Annotated in this window: 23 protein-coding genes; 7 read left to right on the forward strand and 16 right to left on the reverse strand. The window is 48.6% G+C overall.

Features of this window, described 5'->3' with window-relative positions; genetic code table 11:
- Positions 1 to 122 precede the first annotated feature (122 nt).
- Positions 123 to 1,301, forward strand: a complete 1,179-nt coding sequence (locus Q0991_RS15895) for a glycosyltransferase family 4 protein (RefSeq protein ID WP_299490011.1) — start codon at positions 123 to 125, stop codon at positions 1,299 to 1,301.
- Positions 1,302 to 1,317: 16 nt separating this feature from the next.
- Here the strand turns inward: Q0991_RS15895 and queA are convergent, their stop codons facing one another.
- Entirely contained in the window at positions 1,318 to 2,430 is a 1,113-nt protein-coding gene (gene queA, locus Q0991_RS15900; RefSeq protein WP_299490013.1) for a tRNA preQ1(34) S-adenosylmethionine ribosyltransferase-isomerase QueA, read from the reverse strand.
- A 187-nt stretch (positions 2,431 to 2,617) separates the two neighbouring features.
- Between queA and Q0991_RS15905 the strand changes: the two genes are divergently transcribed.
- Complete coding sequence (locus Q0991_RS15905; protein ID WP_299490015.1) at positions 2,618 to 3,007, forward strand: DUF732 domain-containing protein; 390 nt, start codon at positions 2,618 to 2,620, stop codon at positions 3,005 to 3,007.
- Positions 3,008 to 3,573: 566 nt separating this feature from the next.
- Here the strand turns inward: Q0991_RS15905 and Q0991_RS15910 are convergent.
- From Q0991_RS15910 to Q0991_RS15940, 7 genes are all read right to left on the reverse strand, one after another.
- Positions 3,574 to 4,965, reverse strand: a complete 1,392-nt coding sequence (locus tag Q0991_RS15910; protein ID WP_299490017.1) for an NAD-dependent malic enzyme — start codon at positions 4,963 to 4,965, stop codon at positions 3,574 to 3,576.
- 145 nt (positions 4,966 to 5,110) lie between these two features.
- Positions 5,111 to 6,604, reverse strand: a complete 1,494-nt coding sequence (locus Q0991_RS15915) for a trypsin-like peptidase domain-containing protein (protein ID WP_299490019.1) — start codon at positions 6,602 to 6,604, stop codon at positions 5,111 to 5,113.
- Positions 6,605 to 6,689: 85 nt separating this feature from the next.
- Positions 6,690 to 7,301, reverse strand: coding sequence for a COP23 domain-containing protein (locus tag Q0991_RS15920; protein ID WP_299490022.1), 612 nt, complete (start codon positions 7,299 to 7,301; stop codon positions 6,690 to 6,692).
- Positions 7,302 to 7,835: 534 nt separating this feature from the next.
- The gene (locus Q0991_RS15925; protein ID WP_299490025.1) at positions 7,836 to 8,336 is read right to left on the reverse strand and encodes a GNAT family protein; all 501 of its coding nucleotides are present in this window, start codon (positions 8,334 to 8,336) and stop codon (positions 7,836 to 7,838) included.
- 65 nt (positions 8,337 to 8,401) lie between these two features.
- A complete protein-coding gene (locus tag Q0991_RS15930; RefSeq protein ID WP_299490027.1) occupies positions 8,402 to 9,016 on the reverse strand; it encodes a pentapeptide repeat-containing protein in 615 nt (204 codons plus the stop codon).
- Positions 9,017 to 9,128: 112 nt separating this feature from the next.
- Positions 9,129 to 9,338, reverse strand: a complete 210-nt coding sequence (locus tag Q0991_RS15935) for a high light inducible protein (protein ID WP_299490029.1) — start codon at positions 9,336 to 9,338, stop codon at positions 9,129 to 9,131.
- A 205-nt stretch (positions 9,339 to 9,543) separates the two neighbouring features.
- The gene (locus Q0991_RS15940) at positions 9,544 to 10,452 is read right to left on the reverse strand and encodes a DUF4922 domain-containing protein (protein ID WP_299490030.1); all 909 of its coding nucleotides are present in this window, start codon (positions 10,450 to 10,452) and stop codon (positions 9,544 to 9,546) included.
- Between the two features lie 199 nt (positions 10,453 to 10,651).
- Between Q0991_RS15940 and clpS the strand changes: the two genes are divergently transcribed.
- From clpS to Q0991_RS15960, 4 genes are all read left to right on the forward strand, one after another.
- A complete protein-coding gene (gene clpS, locus Q0991_RS15945; protein ID WP_299490113.1) occupies positions 10,652 to 10,963 on the forward strand; it encodes an ATP-dependent Clp protease adapter ClpS in 312 nt (103 codons plus the stop codon).
- Positions 10,964 to 10,966: 3 nt separating this feature from the next.
- The gene (locus tag Q0991_RS15950) at positions 10,967 to 11,248 is read left to right on the forward strand and encodes a DUF2103 domain-containing protein (RefSeq protein ID WP_299490032.1); all 282 of its coding nucleotides are present in this window, start codon (positions 10,967 to 10,969) and stop codon (positions 11,246 to 11,248) included.
- Positions 11,242 to 12,354, forward strand: a complete 1,113-nt coding sequence (locus tag Q0991_RS15955; RefSeq protein WP_299490034.1) for a tRNA (guanine-N1)-methyltransferase — start codon at positions 11,242 to 11,244, stop codon at positions 12,352 to 12,354. The genes Q0991_RS15950 and Q0991_RS15955 overlap by 7 nt, the downstream gene beginning before the upstream one ends.
- Before the next feature lie 114 nt (positions 12,355 to 12,468).
- Positions 12,469 to 13,242 (forward strand): ABC transporter permease, encoded by a 774-nt coding sequence (locus Q0991_RS15960; RefSeq protein ID WP_299490036.1) that lies wholly within the window; start codon positions 12,469 to 12,471, stop codon positions 13,240 to 13,242.
- On the opposite strand, the gene Q0991_RS15965 is transcribed toward Q0991_RS15960, so the two are convergent.
- The 6 genes from Q0991_RS15965 to Q0991_RS15990 form a co-directional block, all read right to left on the reverse strand.
- Positions 13,239 to 14,828 carry a glycoside hydrolase family 57 protein gene (locus Q0991_RS15965; protein ID WP_299490038.1) on the reverse strand — a complete coding sequence of 530 codons (1,590 nt, stop codon included), beginning with the start codon at positions 14,826 to 14,828 and terminating at the stop codon, positions 13,239 to 13,241. The genes Q0991_RS15960 and Q0991_RS15965 overlap by 4 nt on opposite strands.
- 112 nt (positions 14,829 to 14,940) lie before the next feature.
- Entirely contained in the window at positions 14,941 to 16,326 is a 1,386-nt protein-coding gene (locus Q0991_RS15970; protein WP_299490040.1) for a gluconeogenesis factor YvcK family protein, read from the reverse strand.
- Between the two features lie 295 nt (positions 16,327 to 16,621).
- The gene (minE, locus tag Q0991_RS25215; RefSeq protein WP_366524976.1) at positions 16,622 to 17,032 is read right to left on the reverse strand and encodes a cell division topological specificity factor MinE; all 411 of its coding nucleotides are present in this window, start codon (positions 17,030 to 17,032) and stop codon (positions 16,622 to 16,624) included.
- 90 nt (positions 17,033 to 17,122) lie between these two features.
- Complete coding sequence (gene minD / locus Q0991_RS15980; RefSeq protein WP_299490042.1) at positions 17,123 to 17,920, reverse strand: septum site-determining protein MinD; 798 nt, start codon at positions 17,918 to 17,920, stop codon at positions 17,123 to 17,125.
- A gap of 82 nt (positions 17,921 to 18,002) precedes the next feature.
- Positions 18,003 to 18,812, reverse strand: a complete 810-nt coding sequence (minC, locus tag Q0991_RS15985) for a septum site-determining protein MinC (RefSeq protein ID WP_299490044.1) — start codon at positions 18,810 to 18,812, stop codon at positions 18,003 to 18,005.
- Between the two features lie 12 nt (positions 18,813 to 18,824).
- Positions 18,825 to 19,733: a nuclear transport factor 2 family protein gene (locus tag Q0991_RS15990; protein WP_299490046.1), complete on the reverse strand. Its 909-nt coding sequence runs from the start codon at positions 19,731 to 19,733 to the stop codon at positions 18,825 to 18,827.
- 198 nt (positions 19,734 to 19,931) lie between these two features.
- On the opposite strand from Q0991_RS15990, the gene murG reads away from it, so the two are divergent.
- Complete coding sequence (gene murG, locus Q0991_RS15995; RefSeq protein WP_299490049.1) at positions 19,932 to 21,032, forward strand: undecaprenyldiphospho-muramoylpentapeptide beta-N-acetylglucosaminyltransferase; 1,101 nt, start codon at positions 19,932 to 19,934, stop codon at positions 21,030 to 21,032.
- 28 nt (positions 21,033 to 21,060) lie between these two features.
- On the opposite strand, the gene Q0991_RS16000 is transcribed toward murG, so the two are convergent.
- The gene (locus Q0991_RS16000) at positions 21,061 to 22,029 is read right to left on the reverse strand and encodes a DUF1517 domain-containing protein (RefSeq protein WP_299490051.1); all 969 of its coding nucleotides are present in this window, start codon (positions 22,027 to 22,029) and stop codon (positions 21,061 to 21,063) included.
- A gap of 205 nt (positions 22,030 to 22,234) precedes the next feature.
- Positions 22,235 to 23,260: an ABC transporter permease gene (locus Q0991_RS16005; RefSeq protein WP_299490053.1), complete on the reverse strand. Its 1,026-nt coding sequence runs from the start codon at positions 23,258 to 23,260 to the stop codon at positions 22,235 to 22,237.
- Between the last annotated feature and the right edge of the window lie 6 nt (positions 23,261 to 23,266).

Consider the following 23,266-nt stretch of genomic DNA (forward strand, 5'->3'; position numbering starts at 1 on the left):
GTTTTACTAGGGTTGGCAGGGATTGTTGTGATCGGGGGGCTCTTATCCTGGTATATTGCCGATACCAGCTCATCTGTATCAGATGATGCAAACCCCTCACCCTTGTCGTCCCACTAGTCCGTATGCACATCGCTTGGATTGGCAAAAAATCCCCGCCCTGTGGCAACGTCACCTATAGCCGCGAAATTACGAACGCCTTGCTAGATCGTGGTTATCAGGTCAGCTTTTTGCATTTTGCCCAAGATGCGTTTGATGAAGAAACAGGTAAGCCTCTAGAGTTTCAAGAGACACCTGTTCCCCAAGAATGCCAAGAGGTTCCTCTCCCCTTCCTCTACAAATCTCAGGTCTATACGATTCCCACCCTGAAATCGAGCAAAGTGTTGGCGGAGTCTTTGCGCAACCTGAAGCCGGATCTAGTCCATGCTTCCCTCACCCTCTCGCCCCTGGATTTTGTCTTACCGGAAATTTGCCAGGAGTTACAGGTGCCCCTAGTGGCAACGTTCCACCCGCCCTTTAGCCATAAACATCGCAATTTGTCTTCTGGTACCCAACACTTCATGTACCAGCTTTATGCCCCTTCCTTGGCTAATTATGATGCGGTGATTATCTTTTCCCAAGCCCAGCGAGATTTGTTGATGCGCTTGGGAGTGCCGGAAGCCAAAATTGTGATTATCCCCAACGGGGTGGATACCGATAAATATTCTCCTGGCCCGTCAACCTTCAAAGCCGAACTTCATACCGAGCGCATCTTTGTCTATCAAGGACGGATTGCAATTGAGAAAAACGTTGAATCTCTGCTCAAAGCCTGGAAGCAGGTGCAAGCACAGATACCGCACTCCAAACTGGTGATGGTCGGGGATGGCCCGTTGCTCAATGTGCATATGGCGAATTACGGTCCTGAGCAGAATGTCCTCTGGTTAGGGGCGATTTATGACGAGCATCGCCGGATTGAAATTTTGCGTGGGGCAGATGTGTTCATCCTGCCGTCTTTTGTAGAAGGTCTATCCCTGTCGCTACTGGAAGCGATGTCCTGTGGTGTGGCTTGCTTGGCAACGGATGCTGGCGCCGATGGAGAAGTCTTGGCGGGCGGTGCTGGCATTGTCCTGAATCCGCAACGAACCAGAGGGGAACTTCGCACCTTATTGCCCGTGCTCGCGGAGCATCCCGAGATGGTGAAGCTTTTGGGGCAAAAAGGCCGCCAGCGGGTGCTAGAACGATATTGTTTGGCGCGAAATCTGGATCAGCTAGAAACGTTTTACGCTGGGTTATTTCAAAACACTAAAGTTGAAGTCTATCGCTAATATCGCCGTCTCGGCGTTAGAAAAGCTGATCTGAAGCGCGTTTGCCAATCACCGCTTCAGGAAGAATCAGCATAGCATCACCAAAAGAATAGAACCGATATTGTTGTGCGATCGCATCCTTATACAAGGCTAATAATCGCTCACGCCCTACTAGAGCACTGACCAACATCAGCAAGCTTGATTTTGGTAAATGAAAATTCGTAATTAATCCATCCACCACCCGCCATTGATAACCCGGATAGATAAATAAATTTGTGCGACCCTGCCAAGCCGTCAGAGGACCGTTTTGACAGGCTCCTTCTAGAGCTCTTGTGACAGTCGTACCCACGGCAATAATCCGTCCCCCCCTGGCTTTGGTTGCTCGAATAGCATCCACCGTCGCTGCAGGCAAATCCACCCATTCCGAGTGCATATTATGCTGCAGAATATCATCCGTTTCGACGGGCCGGAATGTACCTATCCCTACATGCAACGTCAGACGCGCCTGATTAATACCTTGGGATTGGAGACGGTCGAGTAGCTCGGGTGTAAAGTGCAATCCCGCTGTTGGCGCAGCCACTGCCCCAGGATGCTGAGCGTAAACGGTCTGATACTGTTCTGGCTGGGCTCCCGAATCTTGAATATAGGGGGGGAAGGGAACTTCTCCCACCTGCTCTAGGAGATCCTCAAAAGGTTGTTCAACTAAAGGTTTAAATTGAATCATCCGTCCCCGAGTATCTTCATCCGTTGCCAGTACTTCTGCTCGCAATAAGGGGTGTTCTGCAGGACCAAACTCAACTTGAGCCCCAGGCTTTAAACGACGTCCAGGCTTAACCAATGCGAGCCAGGTCAAGGGTTGCCTTGGTTCTAACAAAAAGATCTCTACCGGCTGAGCTAGTTCAGAATTCACTTTGCGGCCCAGTAAGCGAGCTGGAATCACTCGGGTATCGTTAAAAACGAGTAAATCACCTGGCTGCAGGAGCGTCACCAAATCCTGAAAGATTAGATGCTCATGCGACGATTGACGAACCACTAAGAGCCGGGAACAATCTCTAGGAACCAGAGGGGTTTGGGCAATTAAGGTCTCTGGTAGGGAGTAATCATAGGCTTGAAGCGTTTGATCTAATTCAGGTGTGGAACCCACTGGCATACTTTCTTTTGACTTACGGTAAACGGGGGTGTTCAGGCTGTGATGGTTAACTAGGTTGGGTATAACTCCCTAATTATTATGGGGATTCTGCTCTACCCATAAGCAGAGCTGATCGTGAGAATAAGTATAGGCAGGTATCCCTGCCCACCACAAATTCGCTGGGGTTGGTGCCAAGGCAGGCACAATTATGGATTACCTATACTATCTAGGAACAGCAAGTTTAGTCTTACGCGTTGTTCAACACCTTCGCAGAACAACTTCATTACCCGTCGAGTTTATGACGGTTGTCCACCAACTCAATGGTTGGGTGTTAAGGATTAAAACAGCACCTGGTTGGACACAACAGGATTTAGATAACTTCCGCGCCTTTTTAGGGGAATTGGGTATTCCCTATCAAGTAGACACTCGAGTAAGCACAGTCCTCCAGGCCTTAGAGTCCGGCCAGTCCCCTGTAGAGGTGATGAGCCAATATCAAGTTGCTGTGATTGCTCACGGCACCCCCGACATGACTGAAATTGAGGCATTTCGTCAACAGTTTATTCAAGGATTGGGCTATTGTCCTGAAACGTTGGCGTAAATAATGCGCTCAATGTCATTCATCACTGCTCATGAAGTCCGGTGATTGCCTACCACCCTGATATTCCTTGGAGTCTCTCGGCTGAAGTATCATCTTCCAACTGCTTAACGCCAATTGCCGATTTTTGGTTTGTGTTGCTAAGGTGTTTCGTGGTCAGAGTATCTTGCTTTGAATAATCTTTAAAACTACAAAAAATATGGAACCCGTTGTCAAGTAAGTCAGCACAATCAAGGAAGCCGGAGGATTATTCTCAAAAGCCGCAAGATAGGCGACAAAAAGAAAGGCAAAACTAACGGCCAGCCAAATGATCACAAACAAGATGGCTATCAGCAGCGGTAAGACTTGTTTCGTGCTGATTGCTGTGGCTGCCATATACAGGGGCAAGAGTATATTCCCCACGAATGGAATGAGCACCAAAATCACTGATATCCAATACACAAGCCAGGACATCGTCGATAGTTTGGTGCGGCGAATTACCCTAGACATGATGGGTATGACCTATTGGTAACCGGGCCTTTCCAAGATAGCCAATGTTAGATCCAGATTGTATGAACTCTATTCCAGATTTAGCAATGGCTGATTCCCTCTTGGCGGGCAGCTTGTTCTACTGCCGAAGCGACTGCTGTAGCAACGCGCTCATCAAAGACAGAGGGAATAATGTGATCGTGATGGAGTTCATCACTACCGACTAACGCTGCGATCGCATAGGCAGCTTGTAGATGCATGGTCGTTGTAATCGCGGCAGCACGGCAGTTCAGGGCTCCTCGAAAAATCCCAGGGAACGCTAATACGTTATTAATTTGGTTGGGATAGTCGCTACGTCCCGTGGCAATCACGGCCACATCACTTTGAATCAGCTCAGGCTGAATTTCAGGAATGGGGTTAGCCATGGCAAACACGATCCGGTCGGGGGCCATCGTCTTAACCATCTCAGGGGTCACAACGCCGGGGGCACTCACCCCAAGAAACACATCCGCGCCTTGGAGGGCATCGGCTAAGGTGCCCGATTGCTCCACAGCAAAGGACTGCTTGGTTTCATTTAAGTCTGTGCGATTGCGGCTGATAATCCCGTTGCGATCGCACAGTCGAATCGTTTTCACACCTGCCTTCTGCAACAACCGGGCAATGGCAACACCTGCTGCCCCAGCCCCATTAATCACAATAACAATCTCCTCAAAGGCTTTATCCACAAGCTTCAAGGCATTAATTAACGCCGCCAACACCACAATTGCAGTGCCATGCTGATCGTCATGAAAGACAGGAATATCTAGTTCTCGACGCAGCCGTTCCTCCACTTCAAAACAGCGGGGCGCACTGATATCTTCCAGATTGATCCCCCCAAAGACAGGGGCTATCCGCTTTACCGTCTCCACAATCTCATCCACATCTTGGGTGGCAAGACAAACGGGAAAGGCATTAATCTTGCCAAACTCTTGAAAAAGTAGGGCCTTACCTTCCATCACAGGTAATGCAGCTTCTGGGCCAATATTGCCTAATCCCAGCACTGCACTGCCATCGGTCACCACAGCCACGGTATTGCTTTTAATGGTGTAGCGATACACCTGATCTTTCTCTTGGGCAATGGCGGTACAAATTCGGCCCACTCCCGGGGTATAGGCCATGGATAAATCATCCTGGCTATGGAGGGGCAGCTTACTTTGAACCGTAATTTTTCCGCCCCGGTGACAGTCAAAGGTGCGATCAGAAATTTCCAATAGCGTAATTTGGGGCAGTGCTTTTAAGGCTTCAACAATGGACCCTGCATGTTCTGTGCTAGAGGCATCGACGGTAATTTCCCGAATTAAACAGGTGTGGATCCGTTCTAATAGATCAATATGACCTAAACTCCCCCCGGCTTCACTAATGGCTTTTAAGACCTGAGCCAACATGCCAGGTTGATTGGGCAACTTGACCCTAATAGTGAGGCTAAAGCTAGAATTGGGGGTCAGTTGAACCATGGCGATATCTACCGTACGTCAGATTTATTGCAAGCTACCGCTCCCAATTGTAATGGCATATAACGCCCCAGTATGTTCTGACCAAATCATCAGAATTGGCTCATTCCCCTCAATATTCGCCAGTCTCACTAGCGACAAGCCTGTCTTAAGGTAGGCGTTTCAGTAAATTCAGTCGTTTGGTGACCTCTTTGTACACTTCAGTCCGGCCTTTTTGTTGTGCCAGACGGGCGCTTTGTTCCAAATCGGCCCGTCCCTCAATTCTTTTACCGCTCAGGGCCAGCACCGTTCCACGATTCATGTAGAACAGTGCATTACTGGGAGACAGACGGATGGCCTGGGTCAGATCCTGCAGTCCACCCGAAATATCTCTGGTACTGGCCCGTGCTAGACCTCGGGCACTATAGGCAAAAGCTGCATAGGGAGAATTAGCATCCAATTTCAAGGCTTGATTGGCATCTGCGATGGCATTTTGCCACTGCTGCTTTTCGGTCAATAGATTGGCCCGCAGGATATAAGGCATTGCAGCTTGAGAATCTAACCTCAGGGCTTGGTTGATATCTGAGGTCGCCCCCGATCCATCTTTCAAAACAAAGTTTAGATAAGCCCTGATGGTATAAGCATCACTCAAATTAGGGTTTAAGCGAATCGCCTCATTGATATCCTGTTGCGCAGCCAAAACAATATCACGATTCTTGCTAGACCTCCCCTCTAAAAAACTCCAGCCGATCGAAGACATGCGAGCATCCGCCCTTAAACGATAAGCATCCGCTGCACTGGGGTCCGTTGCGATCACCTGGTTTAGAGCCCCTAAAGCTGCCTCGTTATTGCCTTGATAGAGTTGATTCCCACTTTGGGCAATTAAGTCATCCACCTTTGAGGGTTTAGCAGTTGCACTTGGATCTGGCTTTTGAGTAGTCGCAACCTGCAAATCCAGATTGAGCCCAGATTGAGGTGCTAAGGAAAGAAACGTACTAATCGGAATTCCCAGGTTATAGCCAACTTTGACCACCACATCTGGATTGCGGGTGCTTGCTTGGCGATCGGTTTCGCCACGGCCATGAATGCCTACCAATGTTCCTTCCTCACTCAAGACCGGCCCCCCAGACATTCCAGGCAAAGTATTGTTGGTATAAATTAATCCATAACCATCATCTTGCTTGACTTGGGAATTAGCAGAGATAATCCCTTGCTGAAACAACAGCGTGGGCTGGGTAATTGCCGTTCCCGTTAATGGCCACCCAGCAACATAGGTAGTCATTCCCCGCTGGGATTGGCTGGAATTACCTAGATTTGCAACTTGGTAGGGTTTATCACTAGTGAACTGCACAACTGCAAGGTCAACACCGGGGAGTTTTTTTACCTGTGCATAGCTCAAAGCATGGCGCTGGTTATCCGGCGTAATCACGTCATACTCATCGTCTGTTGCAACGACATGAGCTGCGGTCAGCACAAAGTAAGTCTTGTCTTGCTTGGCGATCATCACTCCTGAACCTGGAGCTTGCCCATCAATCTTCACGCTGATTTGCTCAGCAATATTTGCAACCTGTGCAGCAGACAGAGCCAGAACAACTTGTGCTTGCACCACAACTATCGTTGCCGCCCCAACCAGAACGGATGGAATTCCATAACCAAATTTCATCTATCGACTCCTCCTGCCCAGCAGCATTATCCAATGCAACTTCAATGTTCAAAATCGTTATCAGCAAATACTGATACAACCTGAGCTACCAAATATCATCTGGTTTAGGTTGAGACGGTGCTGAGCTTTCATCTGGTTGTGCTTGAGAGGGTGTCCCGCTTTTAGATGAGGCGGTCGGAGTTGCATCGATGGTTGGCCTGGAATTCAAAAACTCATCCATCTTGATGTAGATACGCCGATTTGTCTCATTCAGTGGATCTTGGGACGCTCGTACCCGTAAATCCATTAGCCTCTGAAGTGTTTTACCAGGATTACTTCCTGGTTTTAGGGTAAATAAAATACCCGTACATTTCTTCTTTGGAGCAGGCGCAACGCAGACAACATTTTGACGAGTGGTGCGATCTCTCTCAGTTGTTAAATAGTTCAGTGACCCTTCGCGATAATATTGCTCAAACAAGCCCGATACTTTTTGGCAACGTGCTTCTGGGGTCCAACCTGAACCTGCAAAGTGTTCTGAGGTCCACCGAATCACGGCAACAAAGCCTTGTTTGGTTTTAGCCAGCGTTGTTGGCGCATTTTGGCTTTGGCCACAGCTAAATCGCGGTTCACGTGCTTGCGCTGGGGAACGACTCACCCACAAGGTCGCACCCACGACGACGGGTAAAGTCAGCAAAGAAATGATTGGGTAACGCTTCATAGTCAAGTCCATGCTTAAATTACATCGAACGCTTTATACCGATAAAATCGATAAACTTGGATGTAGAAATCTTTTCTGTAGAGATTGCAATTCCTTAAAAACAACTGATTTCTAACTATATCGAGTTTATAAAGCCTAGACAAGAAAATCAATCATTAGTTCTTTATGAACCTTTGATGAAGAATTTAGCCCCCCATCAAGACTTTAAATGAGTCAATGAAACTCTTGATCAAAAATATTTTTTACACCTAATGTAATCAATAAAAATTCAAGGTTTTTAACTGAAAATAATTGTTCTAGAAGCCACTTAAGGTCTTCCATTTTCTTAAGCGATCTGACTAATTGTGTGCTTAAAATAATCATGAAAAAGTTTTTAGCCAGAAAGTCATTGCGCTTTTGCGATCGCAAAACAGGTCTATTCAAATCTCACAGTCATCCAGAAATGACACCCTGTCGTTTGATCTGTGGTTCTTATAAACGCCTAAGGACACGGCATTAAATGGATTTAGTCTTTGCAAAGGGCGGGTTGATCGATCAAGTCTTCCATACTTTAGCAAAGTGATGAATATCGTAATATCGCCCATCCTTGAACACTTCCCGCTTGAGTACCCCTTCCAACTCATATCCACATTTTTCGACCACTCTCATTGACGCCTTATTAGGAGCCAGAATTGGAGCATAGAGCTTCTGCAACTGGAGGTCTGAGAACGCATGGTCAGTCATCTGTTGGACAGCCTGGGTCGCAATCCCTTTACCCCAAAAGGGTTCTCCTAGCCAATACCCAATTTCAGCGAGGTGATCGCGCCAACCCGCTTGTCGAGTGAGTCCGATACTGCCTGTAAAGGCACCGTTATACTCGATGACTTTTGTCACGCTTTCTTCGGCCTTAACACCTTCAGAAATCCACCATTCCGCATCGGCTCGGGTGTAGGGGTAAGGAAATGTATAGACGAGGTATCGCGATACCCGCTTGTTATTGGCTAAAGCTAATAGCGAGTCGAGATCCGTTCGCTCATAGTCCCGAAGCGTAATCATGGCGAGGGGCGAAGTGTCTAACTGCCGTAACTGACTGTCAAACTATCATCTTCTTCAGCAGGCTGCTATTCCATATTGGCCAAAACTGGGGAATCGGGGAAAGCCGCAATGTGGCAATGACTCCAATCCACTCCCTTGAGCGTGACCTGACTTAAATCAACTTGTTTCAAGATTGTGCCCGTTAAAATTGCTTGGCTGAGATTGGCATTGTGGAGGATCGCGCCGGTTAAATCTGCCCCGCTCAGGTTAGCTCCCGATAGGTTGATACCTGTTAGGTCAGCGTATCGAAGGTCAGCCCCTGCCAAGTTGGCGCCGGAACCGTTGGCTTGATGTAAACAGGCAACTCTCAAATCTGCCTTTGCTAGGAGGGCATGTTGCAAGTTAGCTTGGTTCAAAGTCGCTCGAATCAGCTTGGACTGACTGAGGTTCACCACCTCTAAATCTGCATAGGAAAAATCTGTTCTCCAGAGCAGCGCTTGGGATAGATTTGCCCCTCTTAAATGGCTTCCCTGAAGCTGCGTCAAACTCATATTGACACGGGCCAGATTTGCCCGTTCAAAGCTAATCCCGTTCAGCACTAACTCACAGAGGCTATCGCCCATCAGAATGGTAGAGCTAAAGTCTCGATGACCAGTAGCGTACTGTTGAAGTAGGTGATCGGATTGGATTTCAACAAGCATGGCGGTCTATCTAAGGATAAGTGCCTTGGTTTGCGAGCCCAGGACATAAACATCGAAGGGCCTTCACCTACGGAGGACCCGGTAGGTGAAGGACAGGTGGAAGGCTTGAATTTTATGCGCCCGTCACAATTTGAATGAAGTTGAGGTTGGTTGCGAGTTCTAGCAGCAGGATGGAGGTGAAGCCAATCATCGCCAGCCGACCGCTGAATCGCTCAGCATTCTTGTTAAAACCGAATACAGGCTCTTCTTGAGTGGATGTTTTGGGCTCAACGGCAAAATTGTTGGTGTAGCCGCGATCGTCTGATGTGAATCCAGAGGTCATGGAAATACTCCGTAATAGTTTGGCGTGGTGTTTATGTAAATAAATGTAACATAACTGGCCTTGATTGTAAAGAAATGATCTGTTTTGGCTCTTCGAAGCTATACATGAATCACTCTGTATTTCTTTCCAAAAAAGGATTCTGATGATTTGAATGCAAAAATATTTTTTGTAAGACAAGTTAATTTTGTAACATTAGTTTTGACATTTACCCATTACCCTCCTGCTGGGGCAGCACACCCACATTATTGAGAATCGTCATGGGGCCAAGGCGTTTCAACTGTTCAAGCTCCTGTTGATTGCGAACGAGGAGTGACCCCGCAAACCCCAAAGCGTTAATCGCTATCCCCTCAAAACTGGGTTGCGATCGCAACACCATCAACATCCATTTTCGTGTCACCAGCAGATTGTAAGCCCCCGTGGCCTGAGGACTGTTCGATTGAAAGGGTATCCCAATCGCGTCTAGCAGTTCGTGATAGAGGGCGAGTAATTTAGGGGTGAGGCTCTGAGCAGAAGCCGTCCAGTCTAGGGTTAGGGGCACCACCGCATGAACAAAGGAGAAGTCTGGAATATGGCCCAACCCCTGGAGATCCGCCGCTGCGATCAGTGGATCAATCGGTAAGTCAGGACGGCTGGGGATGAAGGGTAATGGCACCATCTGCAAATGCTTGTGGGGCTGACTTGCCCCCGCCGCCTGCCCTCCGTTGTAAAAAGCTAATCCATCCAGTTCCGTCAAAACGAGTGCCAATGCCAACATGTCTACTTCATCTAGCCAAGTATCTTGACTGACAAACTCCCGCGTTACCATCAGGAGGTGGTGATCCATTACATTGAATTTATTCAATAGCACCAGATGCTGATCGGATAGGTCAGCCACAAAAAGATGATCTTCATAGGGTAAAAACGGATTGAAGTTTTCGGGCTTGGGTGCTTTTTGGTGTTTGGATTTACGCTCAAGATTGGCCACAATCCGCACCAAAAATTCTTGATGTCCTTCGGTCAAATATTCGTAATTCGTTGAAATAGACTGCAGGGCACCATTCTGCTGCGCGTGCTGCGTTCGATGGATCAGTTGAGAGTAGAGTGTTCCTGGAATGAGCCGCTGGGTATTGTTCATAGGCTTGGTTAATATCAGTCTTGATCCATTTTTTTTGGCTATCTTGCGAACCATCCATCTGTCTGAGATTGCTTCAAGATTATTCAATGAGGCATAGGCAACTCAATATCAACAAGCTAGACTAATGTAAACTAACATTTCTCTTACTCGTCGCTGAATTAAGTTCATGCTTAAGCTTTCTTCCCTCGGTCGGCCACGCATGGCGTCCACTGCAGTGCAAACGCCAGTCACCCGCCCAGAAGAAAAACAAGCTCAAAAAACAGTTCGGAAGCCCTATCCGAATTTCAAGGTCATTGTGGTCAATGACGATATCAATACCTTCGAGCATGTTGCAAAGACCTTAATGACATACATCCCTCATATGACATCTGATCGGGCTTGGGAACTCACCAACCAAATTCACTTTGAAGGACAGGCCATCGTCTGGGTGGGGCCGCAAGAGCAAGCGGAACTATATCATATGCAACTCCAGCGGGCGGGCTTAACCATGGCTCCCCTGGAAGCAGCCTAAACGATGGCGAGCAAAGGTCGGTTAGTCCTTAACCATTCCACCCATATTCCCGGTTTATTGGTCATTTTAGAGAAACTCATTCACTTTCCCGGGATTCAAACCGTAACCCCCGGGGTGATTAGCCGTGTTAAAAGACATTCACCCCATCTCCGATTAAGAGTGTCTGTGCCCATTCGTGGTGGATTTAAACTGTTAGCCCGCTCTGGCAAAACGGTGCAAGAAGTATTTGTTGTCACCACCCTCCCGCAAGATCGTTTTTCCCAACTAATCGCCGAGTTGTGTTAGAAAGTCCAAACTCTGAAGGGCAAGCCTTATTTCAGATTGGACCGGCGTTCTTTCGGCAGAGTAGCCGACCTGCCCGGGATTTAGGGGTCCTTGCTGCGGCTATCTACAAACAAGAGATGGGCCATCTACAAGTATTAGATGTGATGACGGGCTGTGGGGTGCGATCGCAACGCTATCTCTTAGAAAGCAACGCTGACTGGATTTGGGTCAACGATGCTAACCCAGAGTTAGCGGCTGTCTTGGCAAAGAACTTTAGACCGTTGCCTCCTGAACGGTATCGCCTCACCACTTATGCTGCCGAAGCGCTATTCCACGAGTGCTACCCACAGCACTGTACCTTTGATTTGATTGACTTGGATAGCTTTGGCTTACCCACCGCCTTTTTACCAGGCTGTTTCCGAACTCTCAAACCTGGCGGGTTGCTGTATGTGACCGGAACTGATAGCCGCACCTTAGCGGGTCACAATCCAAACCATAGCCAGCGTCTGTTGGGGGCATGGGCGCGATCACACCCGGCTGCTCATGAGCAAGGTTTGCGATTACTGCTCGGGCTATGTTGGCAACAGGCTCAACCTGTGGGACTTCATATTCAGCCTATTTTTTCGTATTTTCAAGGTCAAGTCTATCGGGTGCTCATTCAAGTCACTGAGCGACCCGTACAGAGCTGTATGGGCTTTTTGGGGTATTGCCACCATTGTGGCCACTACCAAACTGTTGCTTGGTCGCACCTGAGTCGGGCCGTCTGCCCGCACCAAGGTCTTCCCTTAGTTCTCAGCGGCCCGATGTGGCTTGGAACCTTACACAGCCCGAACTGGTTGGGAAAAATGCAGCAGCTAGCCCGACACTGGGGGTGGACCGAGCAATCCCAGCGCTTACAAATTATGCACCAGGAAGCGGAGATGCCCCCCTACTTTTTCGCTATGGCAGATATCGGTCGTCGGGGGAAAATGGATATTCCTAAGCGCGATCGCATCATCGCCCAGCTCCGCCAACAAGGATATCAGGCCTGCCTGACCCACATTCATCCCCAAGCGCTGAAAACCACCGCCTCTTTCCAGACCTGTCTCCAGATTGCAAAGCATCTCCAGATTGCCAAGCCCCTGTGAAGGAACTCATTTTGGGGTTAGCAGAGAGAAGGCTTCTGGGTACTATACAAATGAGTTGGTCTCCTGCTGGGGACACAGAGCTAGATTGAAGGAAAAAGGGTTAAGTTCTGAACGATGAATCCTCGCCGAACTGCTGTGATTGCTGCTAACGTTTTTCGCGATATTTTTCGCGATCGCGTCTTGTATCTTGCCGCTCTATACGCAATTGGTCTTGTTTTAGTCATTCTCTTCCTAGGAGAAGTCTCCGCGGGGACGGAAGGGAAAATCAGCGTTGATGTGGGATTAGCCAGCATTAGTTTGTTGGCGCTTGCTGTGGCGGCTTTCGAGGGCGGTGGCCTGATCAACAAAGAGGTAGAAAAACGCACCGCCTTAATTTTACTGGCCAAACCCCTCAGCCGGACAGAATTCGTGCTGGGTAAACATTTGGGTTTAACAGGGGTTTTATCCCTACTGATCGCCATTATGTCCGCCATTTTAGTGAGCGTTCTCAGTTGGCAGCAGTTTGCCTATGACCTCAACAATATTCTTTTGACCACTGGCTTTTTGATATTAGAAATGTCTCTGATTGCCGCTGTGTCAATCTTATTTGGGGCATTTACAAGCTCCTTAATGGGGACCGTGCTTACGTTTGCCGTTTATTTTATGGGGCATTTCAGCCAAAATCTGCTGAAGCTGAGTGAATCGATTAAGTCCGAGAGCGTTCAGCAGATTGCAAAAGTCATTTACCTGATTTTTCCAGATCTATCTCGCTTAGACCTTAAGAATCAAGCCGTTCATATCATTACCATTCCTCCCTCACAGATGGCGATGAATGCAGTGTATGGTTTAGTGTACGTGACCTTACTGTTAGCCATCTCCACCCTTATCTTTGCCAATCGAGAGTTTTAAAGGGGACGATACACCCGATAGTTGATATTAGGGAAAATATTGTCCATGACTTCTACCTTTTCCAACCAGCCGCTATCAATCTCTTGCTTTTTAATGCTGTGATAGAGATGCTGAAACCGAGCAATATGGGAACGAGTGCGGCGGACGGCATAGGGAACCATCGTCCCCGTTCGCATAATAAAAGCCCAATCAGAGGACTGTGCCAGTAATAATTCTCGGGATGCTTGGTTGAGGGCTCGCCACTGTAATTCATCCGCTGGCTCTAGCTTGGCCAGTTCAATCATCCGCTCTGCTGCCTTGTGGAGATGGGGATAGATCCACGCATTCGTGTCATTCAGCCAGTATTCATGAAATCCTTTATAGCCCCAACTAGACTGGGATGGGCGGCAGACTTGTTGGTTGGGCTGTGCCTTTAAATAATCGGCTAGATGGGTCATTTCGTAGGTCTGTTGGTCATACCACGACTTACGGAATAGATAATCAATAAACCAGGGACCTTCATACCACCAGTGACCATATAGCTCTGCATCGTAGGGAGAAATCACAATGGGGGGGCGATGCATCATGCCGTCTAAATGCCGGATTTGCTGCTCTCGATTGAACATAAAGTTATGGGCATGTTCTGCCGCCTTTTCACGGGCCCAATAGGGATCGTATAGGGCCTTATCGGAGAGTCCTCCCCCCCGTCCAGTAATTTTGTGATACTTGATGCCCACATTTTTACGTTGGCCATTGGGCATGATATAGGGCTTGATATATTCGTATTCCGCTTCCCAGCCCAAATCTTTATAGAACTCCCGATACTCAGGAGCACCAGGATAACCTACCTCAGAAGACCAAACCTGTTGGGAGGATTCATGATCACGACCAAACGCAGCCACACCCGTTTCCGTAAAAATGGGGGCATAGGTGCCAAACCGAGGTCGAGGTCGGGCATAGAGCAATCCATGTCCATCCATCAGGAAGTAGCGTAGGCCTGCATCGGCTAACATACGCTCTAGGCCTTCAAAATAAGCGCATTCTGGTAGCCAAATTCCCTTGGGCGGCCGTCCAAAGGTTTCTTGATAATGCTCACAAGCCACCTGAATCTGTGCCCACACGGCTTGGGGATACATTTTCATCAGCGGTAAATAGCCGTGGGTTGCCCCACAGGTAATAATTTCTAGATTATTGGTGTCTAGAAATTGCTTAAAGGCTGACACTAGATCACGATCATAGTTTTCCCACACCTCTCGCACCGTGTGGAATTCATTCACATAATACTCAGCTAGATAGCGAATATGACTATTGTGGACATTGCGCTCAACCTCTAATGTGGCCAGTTCTTCCAGCTTGGCAAGATGTTCATCGTATCGTTCTTGGAGTAAGGGGTCTTGGAGCATTGACACTAAAGGTGGCGTCATACTCATTGTCATTTTGAAATCTACGCCATCCCGCTTTAACCCCGAAAAAACCTGCAGTAAAGGGATGTAAGTTTCGGTAATGGCTTCAAATAGCCATTCTTCCTCTAGAACAAAATCACTTTCGGGATGGCGAACAAATGGAAGATGGGCATGGAGCACCAAGGCAAGATAACCAAGAGTCATATATTTTCGTTAAGAAGGGCAGAGGGAACGACGGTGCTTGACCGAGAGTATTAAATAATAGTAAAGAATGATCCCCCCTGTTGAATAGATAGCAACCAACAAATTTCTATCTTTAAGCGTGATTGGGATGATCCATACGGTTGACCCGTCCATACCAACGCAATAAAACGCGGGCTAAGCGCTCTGGGCTATGACGGACGTACTGGGTGCTCGGATCCTCATCCATCACATTTGCGAGAATGACGCGACACCCTAGACGCATCAGCATTTCTCGGTCAATCACAATCGGGTGAGCGTTCTCTTGCATATATCGGGCTAGAGCCATGGAAGAGGGGAGTTTCTTTTGCACCAGCACGGCATCAAAGATTCGTTTTCCGCAGGCCGCATCTAAGGCTTTCACGTGATCAGCAACTGTATAGCCGTCTGTTTCTCCCGGTTGACTCATAATATTGCAAACATAGATCCGAGGCACGGTCCGACGAGCAATGGCTTCGACAATTTCAGGGACCAATAGATTGGGCACCACACTGGTATAAAGACTGCCTGGCCCCAGAATAATGAGATCGGCATCAATAATCGATTGAATGGCCTTGGGGAGGGCGGGAGGACAGTCGGGAGTACAGCCAACACGGACAATTCTTCCACCGGCAGCCGTAATATTGGATTCTCCTTCAATACAGCGGCCATCTTCCAAATCTGCCCAAAGGCTGACATCACTGAGGGTCGCTGGTAATACCTGACCCCGAATGGCTAATACTTGGGAACTTGCAGCAATGGCTTGCTCCCATCCTTCTGTAATTTCGCTCATCGCCGTGAGGAACAAATTTCCGAAGCTATGCCCGGCTAAGCCATCCCCCGCTTGAAACCGATATTGAAATAAAGCTGTAATCAGTTTTTCTTGATCGGCCAGAGCGGCAATGCAGTTGCGAATATCACCCGGGGGGAGTCCGCCAATTTCTCGTCTTAGCCGTCCAGACGACCCCCCGTCATCTGCCACGGTAACAATTGCTGTAATATTGGCGCTGTAGGACTTTAACCCCCTAAGGAGAGTGGATAAACCAGTGCCCCCCCCAACCACAACAATTTTGGGGCCGCGGTTCAGACGACGATGAACTAACAGCCGATCGACGACTTCATCCTGACTATCGGGGGATAAGACTTCGGTGATAGAGCCGAGGGTTCTGGTTTGTCCCCACCACACCAGAAAGAGTCCCAGCAGAATCACTAAAGGGCCACTCACCTGCCGGGGTAAGAGGCGGGCCGCAAACCGCAAAGCAGATTCCAAAAACTGAATCACATAAAAGATGGGAGTTAGGCGGACCAAAATCGCCAAGCCCAGACTGGTTAAGATCACCCCAATTGCACTTAAAAACAGCCAACGCTTGATGGATAACCCGGGAGATAGCCAGCGAATGGATCGGCTAAACCGCCCCGGCAGATGCTGAAATGGCTTATTTTTGTACTGATTTATTGTCTGTTTGGGAGACCCCATGAGCATCAATGGCTGAGATAATGTCCAAATATATCAAAGGCTATACGGCCCCATTGAATATTTGCCTGCCACTGTAGGATAGCAAGTTGACCTGAGCGGATGTAAATGGGCTGAGAAAGTTGGGCGCAACTATCGCCCATACCACCCTATCGATTGCCCAAGGATCAGTCGAGCTCGAAATAGAGGTGCCCACTCCGGCAGAGGATCAGCATTTGGGGGGTGAGGCAATTATTTGATCCTGGGGGTAAAACCTCACCCAAAGATGACGGTTGCTTGCTGTCGGCCTGAGGTCAACCTGCCCTTAAAGGGATAAATCAATATCTGGATTAGCAGGAGAACGAGGATCGGTGCTCGTCCGCTCTGGCTGGTCTGGGAAGGATTGAGTCGGTTCATCTGGCACCGCAGGAAGTTCAATGCCAGATTCCGAGAGGGGGGGTGCATCCGCCTCAAATTTAATGCGACGAATGGGTAAATTGGCAATCAGGGCAGTCGCTCGCTGGTCAGACTCTAAGCTGAAATTTAACCCTTCTGTATCAATCTCCACATAACGAGAAACCACTTCTAAGATTTCGCGGCGCATAGATTCCATCAACTCTGGTGATAGATTCGCTCGATCATGGGCTAGGACAATTTTGAGTCGGCTTTTAACATCGTCGCGACTGGTCGTCACGTCTTGGCCGAGAAACAGCCGTTCGAGAAAATCACTAATCATAGAATTTCAACGGGAACGTCCACAGTTAGGAGAAATGGCTACAGCATGACGCAGGTGGGGCCAATGGCAGGGGGATATGAAAATGATAGATTACCTTTTAAAGAAACGTCTAAGTCGAGAGAAAAGGGTATCGTAAGGGGCATCTAAATCTAAGAAATCTATATCCTTTCCTTCGATTCGCTGAGCAATATTTTGCAGCGCCATGCCGCTGAGGGAAAAGTTTTCTGATAGGACTAAGGGTTCCCCACGGTTAGTCGCCACAATCACCTGCTCATCATCGGGAATCATCCCAATCAGGGGGATCGCCAAAATTTCTTGCACGTCTTGAACGGACATCATGTCATTGGCCTGCACCATGGCCGGGCGAATGCGATTGACAATCAGGTTGATGGTTTTGACATGGTGCGCTTCTAAGAGACCCACCACCCGATCGGCATCTCGAACGGCAGAAATCTCAGGCGTGGTTACAATTAAGGCTTCATCTGCGGCTGCGATCGCATTCTGAAATCCCATCTCAATTCCAGCGGGGCAGTCAATAAGGACAAAGTCATACTTTTTCGTCAGGGCATAAGCCAATTGCTTCATTTGCTCTGGCGTGACAGCGTCTTTATTCCGATTTTGGGCTGCGGGCAGCAACACCAAATCGTGCAACCGCTTATCCTTAACTAAGGCTTGCTCCAAGCGACATTGCCCAGCCAAGACTTCTAGAGCTGTATAGACCACTCGGTTTTCTAAACCCAGCAACAAATCAAGATTGCGCAATCCAAAGTCAGCGTCTATGAGCGCGACCGAATGGTTTAGCTTTGCTAAGGCCATTCCTAAATTGGCTGAACAGGTAGTTTTACCCACCCCACCTTTGCCAGAGGTAATAACTATAATTCGACCCATAGAACAGAGAGCGTTACAACTTTCGTCAATTCAGCCACGCAAATGATTAATAGTTTAGATCAATTTCGGGAATTCGCTAGGGTTAGATCATTTTTTTGCTCAAGTCTGCTGCCCGGGCAATTTGAATCCCATCATCAGCAATATAGGCCACCTCAGGATAAAACTGATCGGGTGGAGATTCTGGCGCACGAGCGACCCAATCCGCAATCCGTAATTGCGTAGGCTCCATTTGTAGTGCCATGATTTGGCTTTTTTCATTCCCGCTGGCGCCAGCATGGGTGATGCCTCGCAATCGCCCCCAGACTAAAATATCGCCGTCTGCGACGACTGAACTCCCAGGATTCAAGTCTCCCATAATTACCACTGTGCCCGGATGACGAATCTCGGCCCCCGACCGCAGGGTCGTTTGGAGGTACAAGGGCGCTGCATCCTTTTCCTCAGCATCCAGCTTAAATTGAGCAATGGTCGACTGAGCCATTGGCAAGATTTGAGCTTGCTGTTCAATGGAATAGCCTGAGGTCGCTGCGGCAACTGCTGTTTGCCGACGTTTGGTGTGGAGCCGCGTTAAGTGTAACTTAACGGTCGATAAAGCACTGGCCATCTGCTGCAATTGCCGATGATCGAGTAGACGATCACCCGTTACTAGTTCAACAAGGGTATTGGGTGGCCAGAATCGCTGACCGACCTCCAGCTGCTTTTGCACCTCTTTGAGTAAGTCTGCCCATTCCAGTGTTGTTTCACTGGGAGCCGGTAAGTAGAGCAACAATTTGCCATCTTCAGCTTCGAGGTGGAGTTGCACTTCAGCAACCCGAGGTGACTCTGGTTCTGATTCTGGTTCTCTGCTAGCAGGGGAAGTAGAGGAAAGTGCAGCTCTAAGCCGTTCTGGATCCATAGACGCCCTTTGTTATTTGCGTGACTGTTTGGCTGATTTGCTTTTGGGGACGACGTTCAGTCGTTGACTGATAATCGTCATGCCACCCTCTTGCACCAAGATGGCAGAAATCCACTCGCTAGTTGGTTTATTGCCTGCTGTACCCACCTTGAATAAGCCGCCAGCGGGGAGCAGCTCTAGCTTGAGTTCGGGTTGATTCAGATAATTCTCCATTGTGATCGGTTCTTCCAGAGCCAACCCCAATAAGGGGTTGGCTCCAAGGGGCTCATCCACAATCACATCAAATTCAAATTTCTCTCCCACCCCAACTTCCTGGGGAAGATTAACTTGCACTTTGGGAGGTTTCCGGCCTGATGTAAGTTTGCTCTGTTCCGCCAGAATCTCTTGCTTGGTAATTTGCTGCCCTACCCAATGTTGACGGGAGTGGAGGGTAGATTGTAATTTTACCGGCCCTTGATCGAGGGTTTGGGTGCCGATGATGGTGGTTTTGGTTTCAACAACAAATCCTTGAGCTTTTTTTTCCCAAGTCAGCAGTTCGGTTTTGTAGGATAAATCTGGATAATCTTCCCAGAATGTGGCAATCACTTGTTTCAGGGTTTTCCGGTTTAGGCCATCACCACTAGTAAAGGTAGGGCTATAAAAGCCGATTAGCTTGGAGAGATCGCGTTGGTTGGCCGCTAGGTCAACTTGCGCTAACTGCTCTGTCAAAGCAACCGGAGCATCAGTTGCAGCTTCTAACTGAGTAATGTCTGGTGCGACGCTTTCGGCATAAGCGAATTGAGGCAATGCTACCATCGCTAGGGTCCATAGACAGGTTGTGGACAATCCCAAGCCTAATCGGCCCAAAGAATGGCGAACGGTCCTTAACTGGCCGCCAGTCTGAGCGGTCGTAGATTGCAAAATGCAGATAGAGTGGTGCATGGGAGTATGTAATAACAAGAACCAATTCACTCTTTCAGATAGGGTTTGAGCCTTGAGCCTATAGGAGGGGCAGCATCACTGTCGAGTGGTTAGCTTTGCCACATTTACCTGAAAGTAGCATCTCAATTCTAGATTAACTTTCCTATTGAAGGCGAAAACGCTAGAATTCTCAACTTCCACCTACCAAGGATAGCAACAGTGAGCCATTCCGAATCGGTTGCCAAAACAGTACAGCCTAAACGTCTCCTAATCGCTGCTAGCGGCACAGGCGGACATTTATTCCCCGCACTAGCAGTTGCCGAAGTACTTGAAGCAGAACAGTTTCAGCTAGAGTGGCTGGGGGTTAGCAACCGATTAGAAACCCAGTTAGTTCCCCAAAAATATCCACTCCGCACGGTTCCCATTGAAGGGTTGCAAACACGGATTGGTCCTAAAACGCCCATCCTCTTGGGCAAATTAGCGGTTGCAGTTTGGCAAACCCGTCAACTGTTGAAGCGAGGACAATTCCAGGGCGTGCTTACCACAGGAGGTTATATCGCTGCCCCTGCCATTTTGGCAGCTTGGTCCCTAGGGCTACCGCGAGTGATTCATGAATCGAATGCCATTCCAGGAAAAGTGACGCGATGGCTCAGTTCAATCTGTACAGGGGTGGGCTTAGGGCTAGCGGATGCGACTCAATATTTACCTAAGGCTAAAACCATGGTTGTGGGCACTCCAGTCCGTCCCGCTTTTCTGACCCCTTGTGACCTCGATTTACCAATTCCGCCCGAGGCAATGCTGATTGTGGTGGCGGGTGGTAGCCAAGGCGCAGTCTCGGTTAACCAACTGGTGCGCGCCTGTGCGCCCGCTTGGTTAGAAACTGGGGCTTGGATCGTTCATCTAACGGGGAACCAAGATCCGGATGCCCAATCTTTTCAGCATCCCCATTATTTGTCGATGCCGTTTTATGACAATATGGCCGGTTTGCTGCAGCGTGCCAATTTAGCCATTAGTCGAGCAGGTGCAGGAACCTTAAGTGAACTTGCGATCGCATCGACGCCAGCGCTCCTCATCCCCTATCCCTACGCAGCGGAAGACCATCAGGCGTTTAATGCTGCTGCCTTTGTTAAAGCAGGAGCAGCCGAGATGTATCGCCAGGATGAGCTCACAGTGGATCAACTCCAACAAACGGTTCTTAAATGGATTCAAGAACCTCAGATCCTAGAAGAGATGGCAACAAAAGCCTATAGCGTAGCGGTCCCCGATAGCACGGAGCGCTTCGCCCAGCTCATTCTTGAGCAGATCGAAGCGACTCCATAAAAGATTGAGATGCTGGACAGCGCTAAGCTTAAATCATTTTTAGGTGAGGATAAGCGGCCACCAAGTCATCGGCACTGAGGGTATCAGACTCTGCTTGAGGCGTCCATAACACCTCCAGGGCTAGGAGTTGATCACTGGAAACAGACCCCACTTGATTCAGCGCTTGACGGAGATCCTGATCCGACTTGATATCCGGAAGCTTTAGCTTTCCTTGGGCTGCCACTACTAGGGTCACCACTATATATTCTCCAGGGGCTTGGGTGAGGGCATCCGCTGTTTTGGTCAGCACTCCGTCGGATTCTTGGATTTGCTGCTTAACGTTGGACAGGGTTTCTGCTTGAAACTTACTGCGTTCGGTCAGGGCCAGATGGTTGAATTTTGCTTCTGCTGATACAAGCCGGGTTTGTTCGGATTCCGCACTGGCATAGACCCAATATTCTGGGTGACGTAACAGGGCCAAATTGGTCTCTTGCAGGACTTTTGCTAAACCGCTGCTGGAGCTGGTATTGCCCGTTTGGGCGATCCGATCTAAATCGGCTTTGAGTCCCCGGGCTTCAGCAAGCAAACCCACCTGGATTTTGGTCACTGAAACAGTAGGGTTCGCAGAGTTTTGGTCGTAACTGTTGCCACCTAAATTGAGCCCCTCGCCATCGCTAGCGATATTACGGAAGCTAGAAACCAAGAAGTTGGCAACAGCAATCAGGATCAGAATGGAAAATAAGCCGCCGCCGCCAAAACCAAAGAAGGGGATCAGGAAGGGAAAACCAAACCCGCCCCGAGGATAAGCTCCCCGAGAGTATCCCCCCGAATATCCCCGGGAAGGACTACTGCGATAGGAGCGAGACGGCACGGAGCGACGGAAGCTACCCCCGCTAATGCGACCCCCCGTTCGGGCCGCTAAGGCAGCATCGGCATTGCTGAAGACTAGGACACCAACGAGCGCGATCGCAACGAGTAGACGGGAAAAAGTTTTATAAATGGAACGTTTTGTATTCATCTTTCGCACTGAGGGCTTACATTAACGCAACCTGGGGACAGACCGTAGAGAATAGGACTGATCCGATAATCGGTAAGACAACCAGAATTATTCTGACAGTCATCGGCAACCCTCTGCCCCAAACCTTGCTTTGTCTTAAGTTTAATCCTTCTCCCTAGCCGAGGGTGAGCCCCAACAGAGAGATTACCGAAAACCGACCGTAACCCTAGTATCGAATCCTCGGATCAACGTAGGCATTGACAATATCGATCACGATGCTGGACATCACAGTAATAACTGAAACAAAGACGATAATTCCTTGCACTGTCGGATAATCTCTTAATGAAATTGCATCGTAAAGTCGATTCCCTAAACCTGGCCAGGAGAAAGTAACCTCTGTTAGCACGGAACCGCCTAGCATTGCAGAAATGGTTAGCCCTAAAACAGTGATGACCGGAATTAAGGCATTTCTCAATGCATGAAATACTAGAATTCGCCATTCAGGGATTCCTCTTGCCCGTGCAGCCTCTACATAGTCTGCTGTGAGTGATTGCTTGAGATTGACTCGAACAATCCGTTCAAAAATACCGCTTAAGAACAGTCCAAGGGTGAGACTGGGCAAGGCTAAATGATAAATCGCAACGCCAAAGGAGTGAAAATCTCCTATTAGTAAGCTATCGATTGTATAGAGACTGGTCGGGCCTTGCGGTGCACCTAACCGAGTTGAAAAACGAGTGCTATCAGGGAACCATCCAAGTTGCACCGCGAAGAATAATTTAAATAACATTCCCACCCAGAACATGGGTAGTGCATAAGTCCCAATTCCAAACATCCTGCCCCAGAAGTCATAACTGGTATCGGGTCTAGATGCTGACAAAATCCCAACCGTAACTCCCAAAATCAACGCAACCGTGAGACTACAAAGAGCCAGTTCTAATGTTGCTGGAAAATGCTGCTGGATAATATTCCAGACAGGCTCTCCCCGACTACTTAATGAAGTTCCTAAATCGAAGTTGAGTAAATCCTTCAGATAGTTCGTATATTGCTGCCAAAGCGGTAGATCGAGTCCTAATTGACTCCGTATGGCTAACTTCTGAGCGGCTGGGGCTTTCGGTCCCAGAATGGCATCAATCGGATCCCCAGGGGTGGCTCGCATCAGCAAGAATACGGCAGTCGTCACTGTCCAGATCATCAAAGGGGCCAGCAATAATCGGGCCACCACATAGGAACGAAGCGCACTGGAACGAGACATACTGAT

This window comes from Acaryochloris sp. IP29b_bin.137, assembly GCF_028285745.1.
Classification (GTDB): domain Bacteria; phylum Cyanobacteriota; class Cyanobacteriia; order Thermosynechococcales; family Thermosynechococcaceae; genus Acaryochloris.

Bases quoted from the DNA above. Each gene is read 5' to 3' on its own strand.
- Q0991_RS15895 (WP_299490011.1), top strand. From the start codon at position 123: ATGCACATCGCTTGGATTGGCAAAAAATCCCCGCCCTGTGGCAACGTC.
- queA (WP_299490013.1), bottom strand. From the start codon at position 2,430: ATGCCAGTGGGTTCCACACCTGAATTAGATCAAACGCTTCAAGCCTAT.
- Q0991_RS15905 (WP_299490015.1), top strand. From the start codon at position 2,618: ATGGATTACCTATACTATCTAGGAACAGCAAGTTTAGTCTTACGCGTT.
- Q0991_RS15910 (WP_299490017.1), bottom strand. From the start codon at position 4,965: ATGGTTCAACTGACCCCCAATTCTAGCTTTAGCCTCACTATTAGGGTC.
- Q0991_RS15915 (WP_299490019.1), bottom strand. From the start codon at position 6,604: ATGAAATTTGGTTATGGAATTCCATCCGTTCTGGTTGGGGCGGCAACG.
- Q0991_RS15920 (WP_299490022.1), bottom strand. From the start codon at position 7,301: ATGAAGCGTTACCCAATCATTTCTTTGCTGACTTTACCCGTCGTCGTG.
- Q0991_RS15925 (WP_299490025.1), bottom strand. From the start codon at position 8,336: ATGATTACGCTTCGGGACTATGAGCGAACGGATCTCGACTCGCTATTA.
- Q0991_RS15930 (WP_299490027.1), bottom strand. From the start codon at position 9,016: ATGCTTGTTGAAATCCAATCCGATCACCTACTTCAACAGTACGCTACT.
- Q0991_RS15935 (WP_299490029.1), bottom strand. From the start codon at position 9,338: ATGACCTCTGGATTCACATCAGACGATCGCGGCTACACCAACAATTTT.
- Q0991_RS15940 (WP_299490030.1), bottom strand. From the start codon at position 10,452: ATGAACAATACCCAGCGGCTCATTCCAGGAACACTCTACTCTCAACTG.
- clpS (WP_299490113.1), top strand. From the start codon at position 10,652: ATGGCGTCCACTGCAGTGCAAACGCCAGTCACCCGCCCAGAAGAAAAA.
- Q0991_RS15950 (WP_299490032.1), top strand. From the start codon at position 10,967: ATGGCGAGCAAAGGTCGGTTAGTCCTTAACCATTCCACCCATATTCCC.
- Q0991_RS15960 (WP_299490036.1), top strand. From the start codon at position 12,469: ATGAATCCTCGCCGAACTGCTGTGATTGCTGCTAACGTTTTTCGCGAT.
- Q0991_RS15965 (WP_299490038.1), bottom strand. From the start codon at position 14,828: ATGACTCTTGGTTATCTTGCCTTGGTGCTCCATGCCCATCTTCCATTT.
- Q0991_RS15970 (WP_299490040.1), bottom strand. From the start codon at position 16,326: ATGCTCATGGGGTCTCCCAAACAGACAATAAATCAGTACAAAAATAAG.
- minE (WP_366524976.1), bottom strand. From the start codon at position 17,032: ATGATTAGTGATTTTCTCGAACGGCTGTTTCTCGGCCAAGACGTGACG.
- minD (WP_299490042.1), bottom strand. From the start codon at position 17,920: ATGGGTCGAATTATAGTTATTACCTCTGGCAAAGGTGGGGTGGGTAAA.
- minC (WP_299490044.1), bottom strand. From the start codon at position 18,812: ATGGATCCAGAACGGCTTAGAGCTGCACTTTCCTCTACTTCCCCTGCT.
- Q0991_RS15990 (WP_299490046.1), bottom strand. From the start codon at position 19,733: ATGCACCACTCTATCTGCATTTTGCAATCTACGACCGCTCAGACTGGC.
- Q0991_RS16000 (WP_299490051.1), bottom strand. From the start codon at position 22,029: ATGAATACAAAACGTTCCATTTATAAAACTTTTTCCCGTCTACTCGTT.
- Q0991_RS16005 (WP_299490053.1), bottom strand. From the start codon at position 23,260: ATGTCTCGTTCCAGTGCGCTTCGTTCCTATGTGGTGGCCCGATTATTG.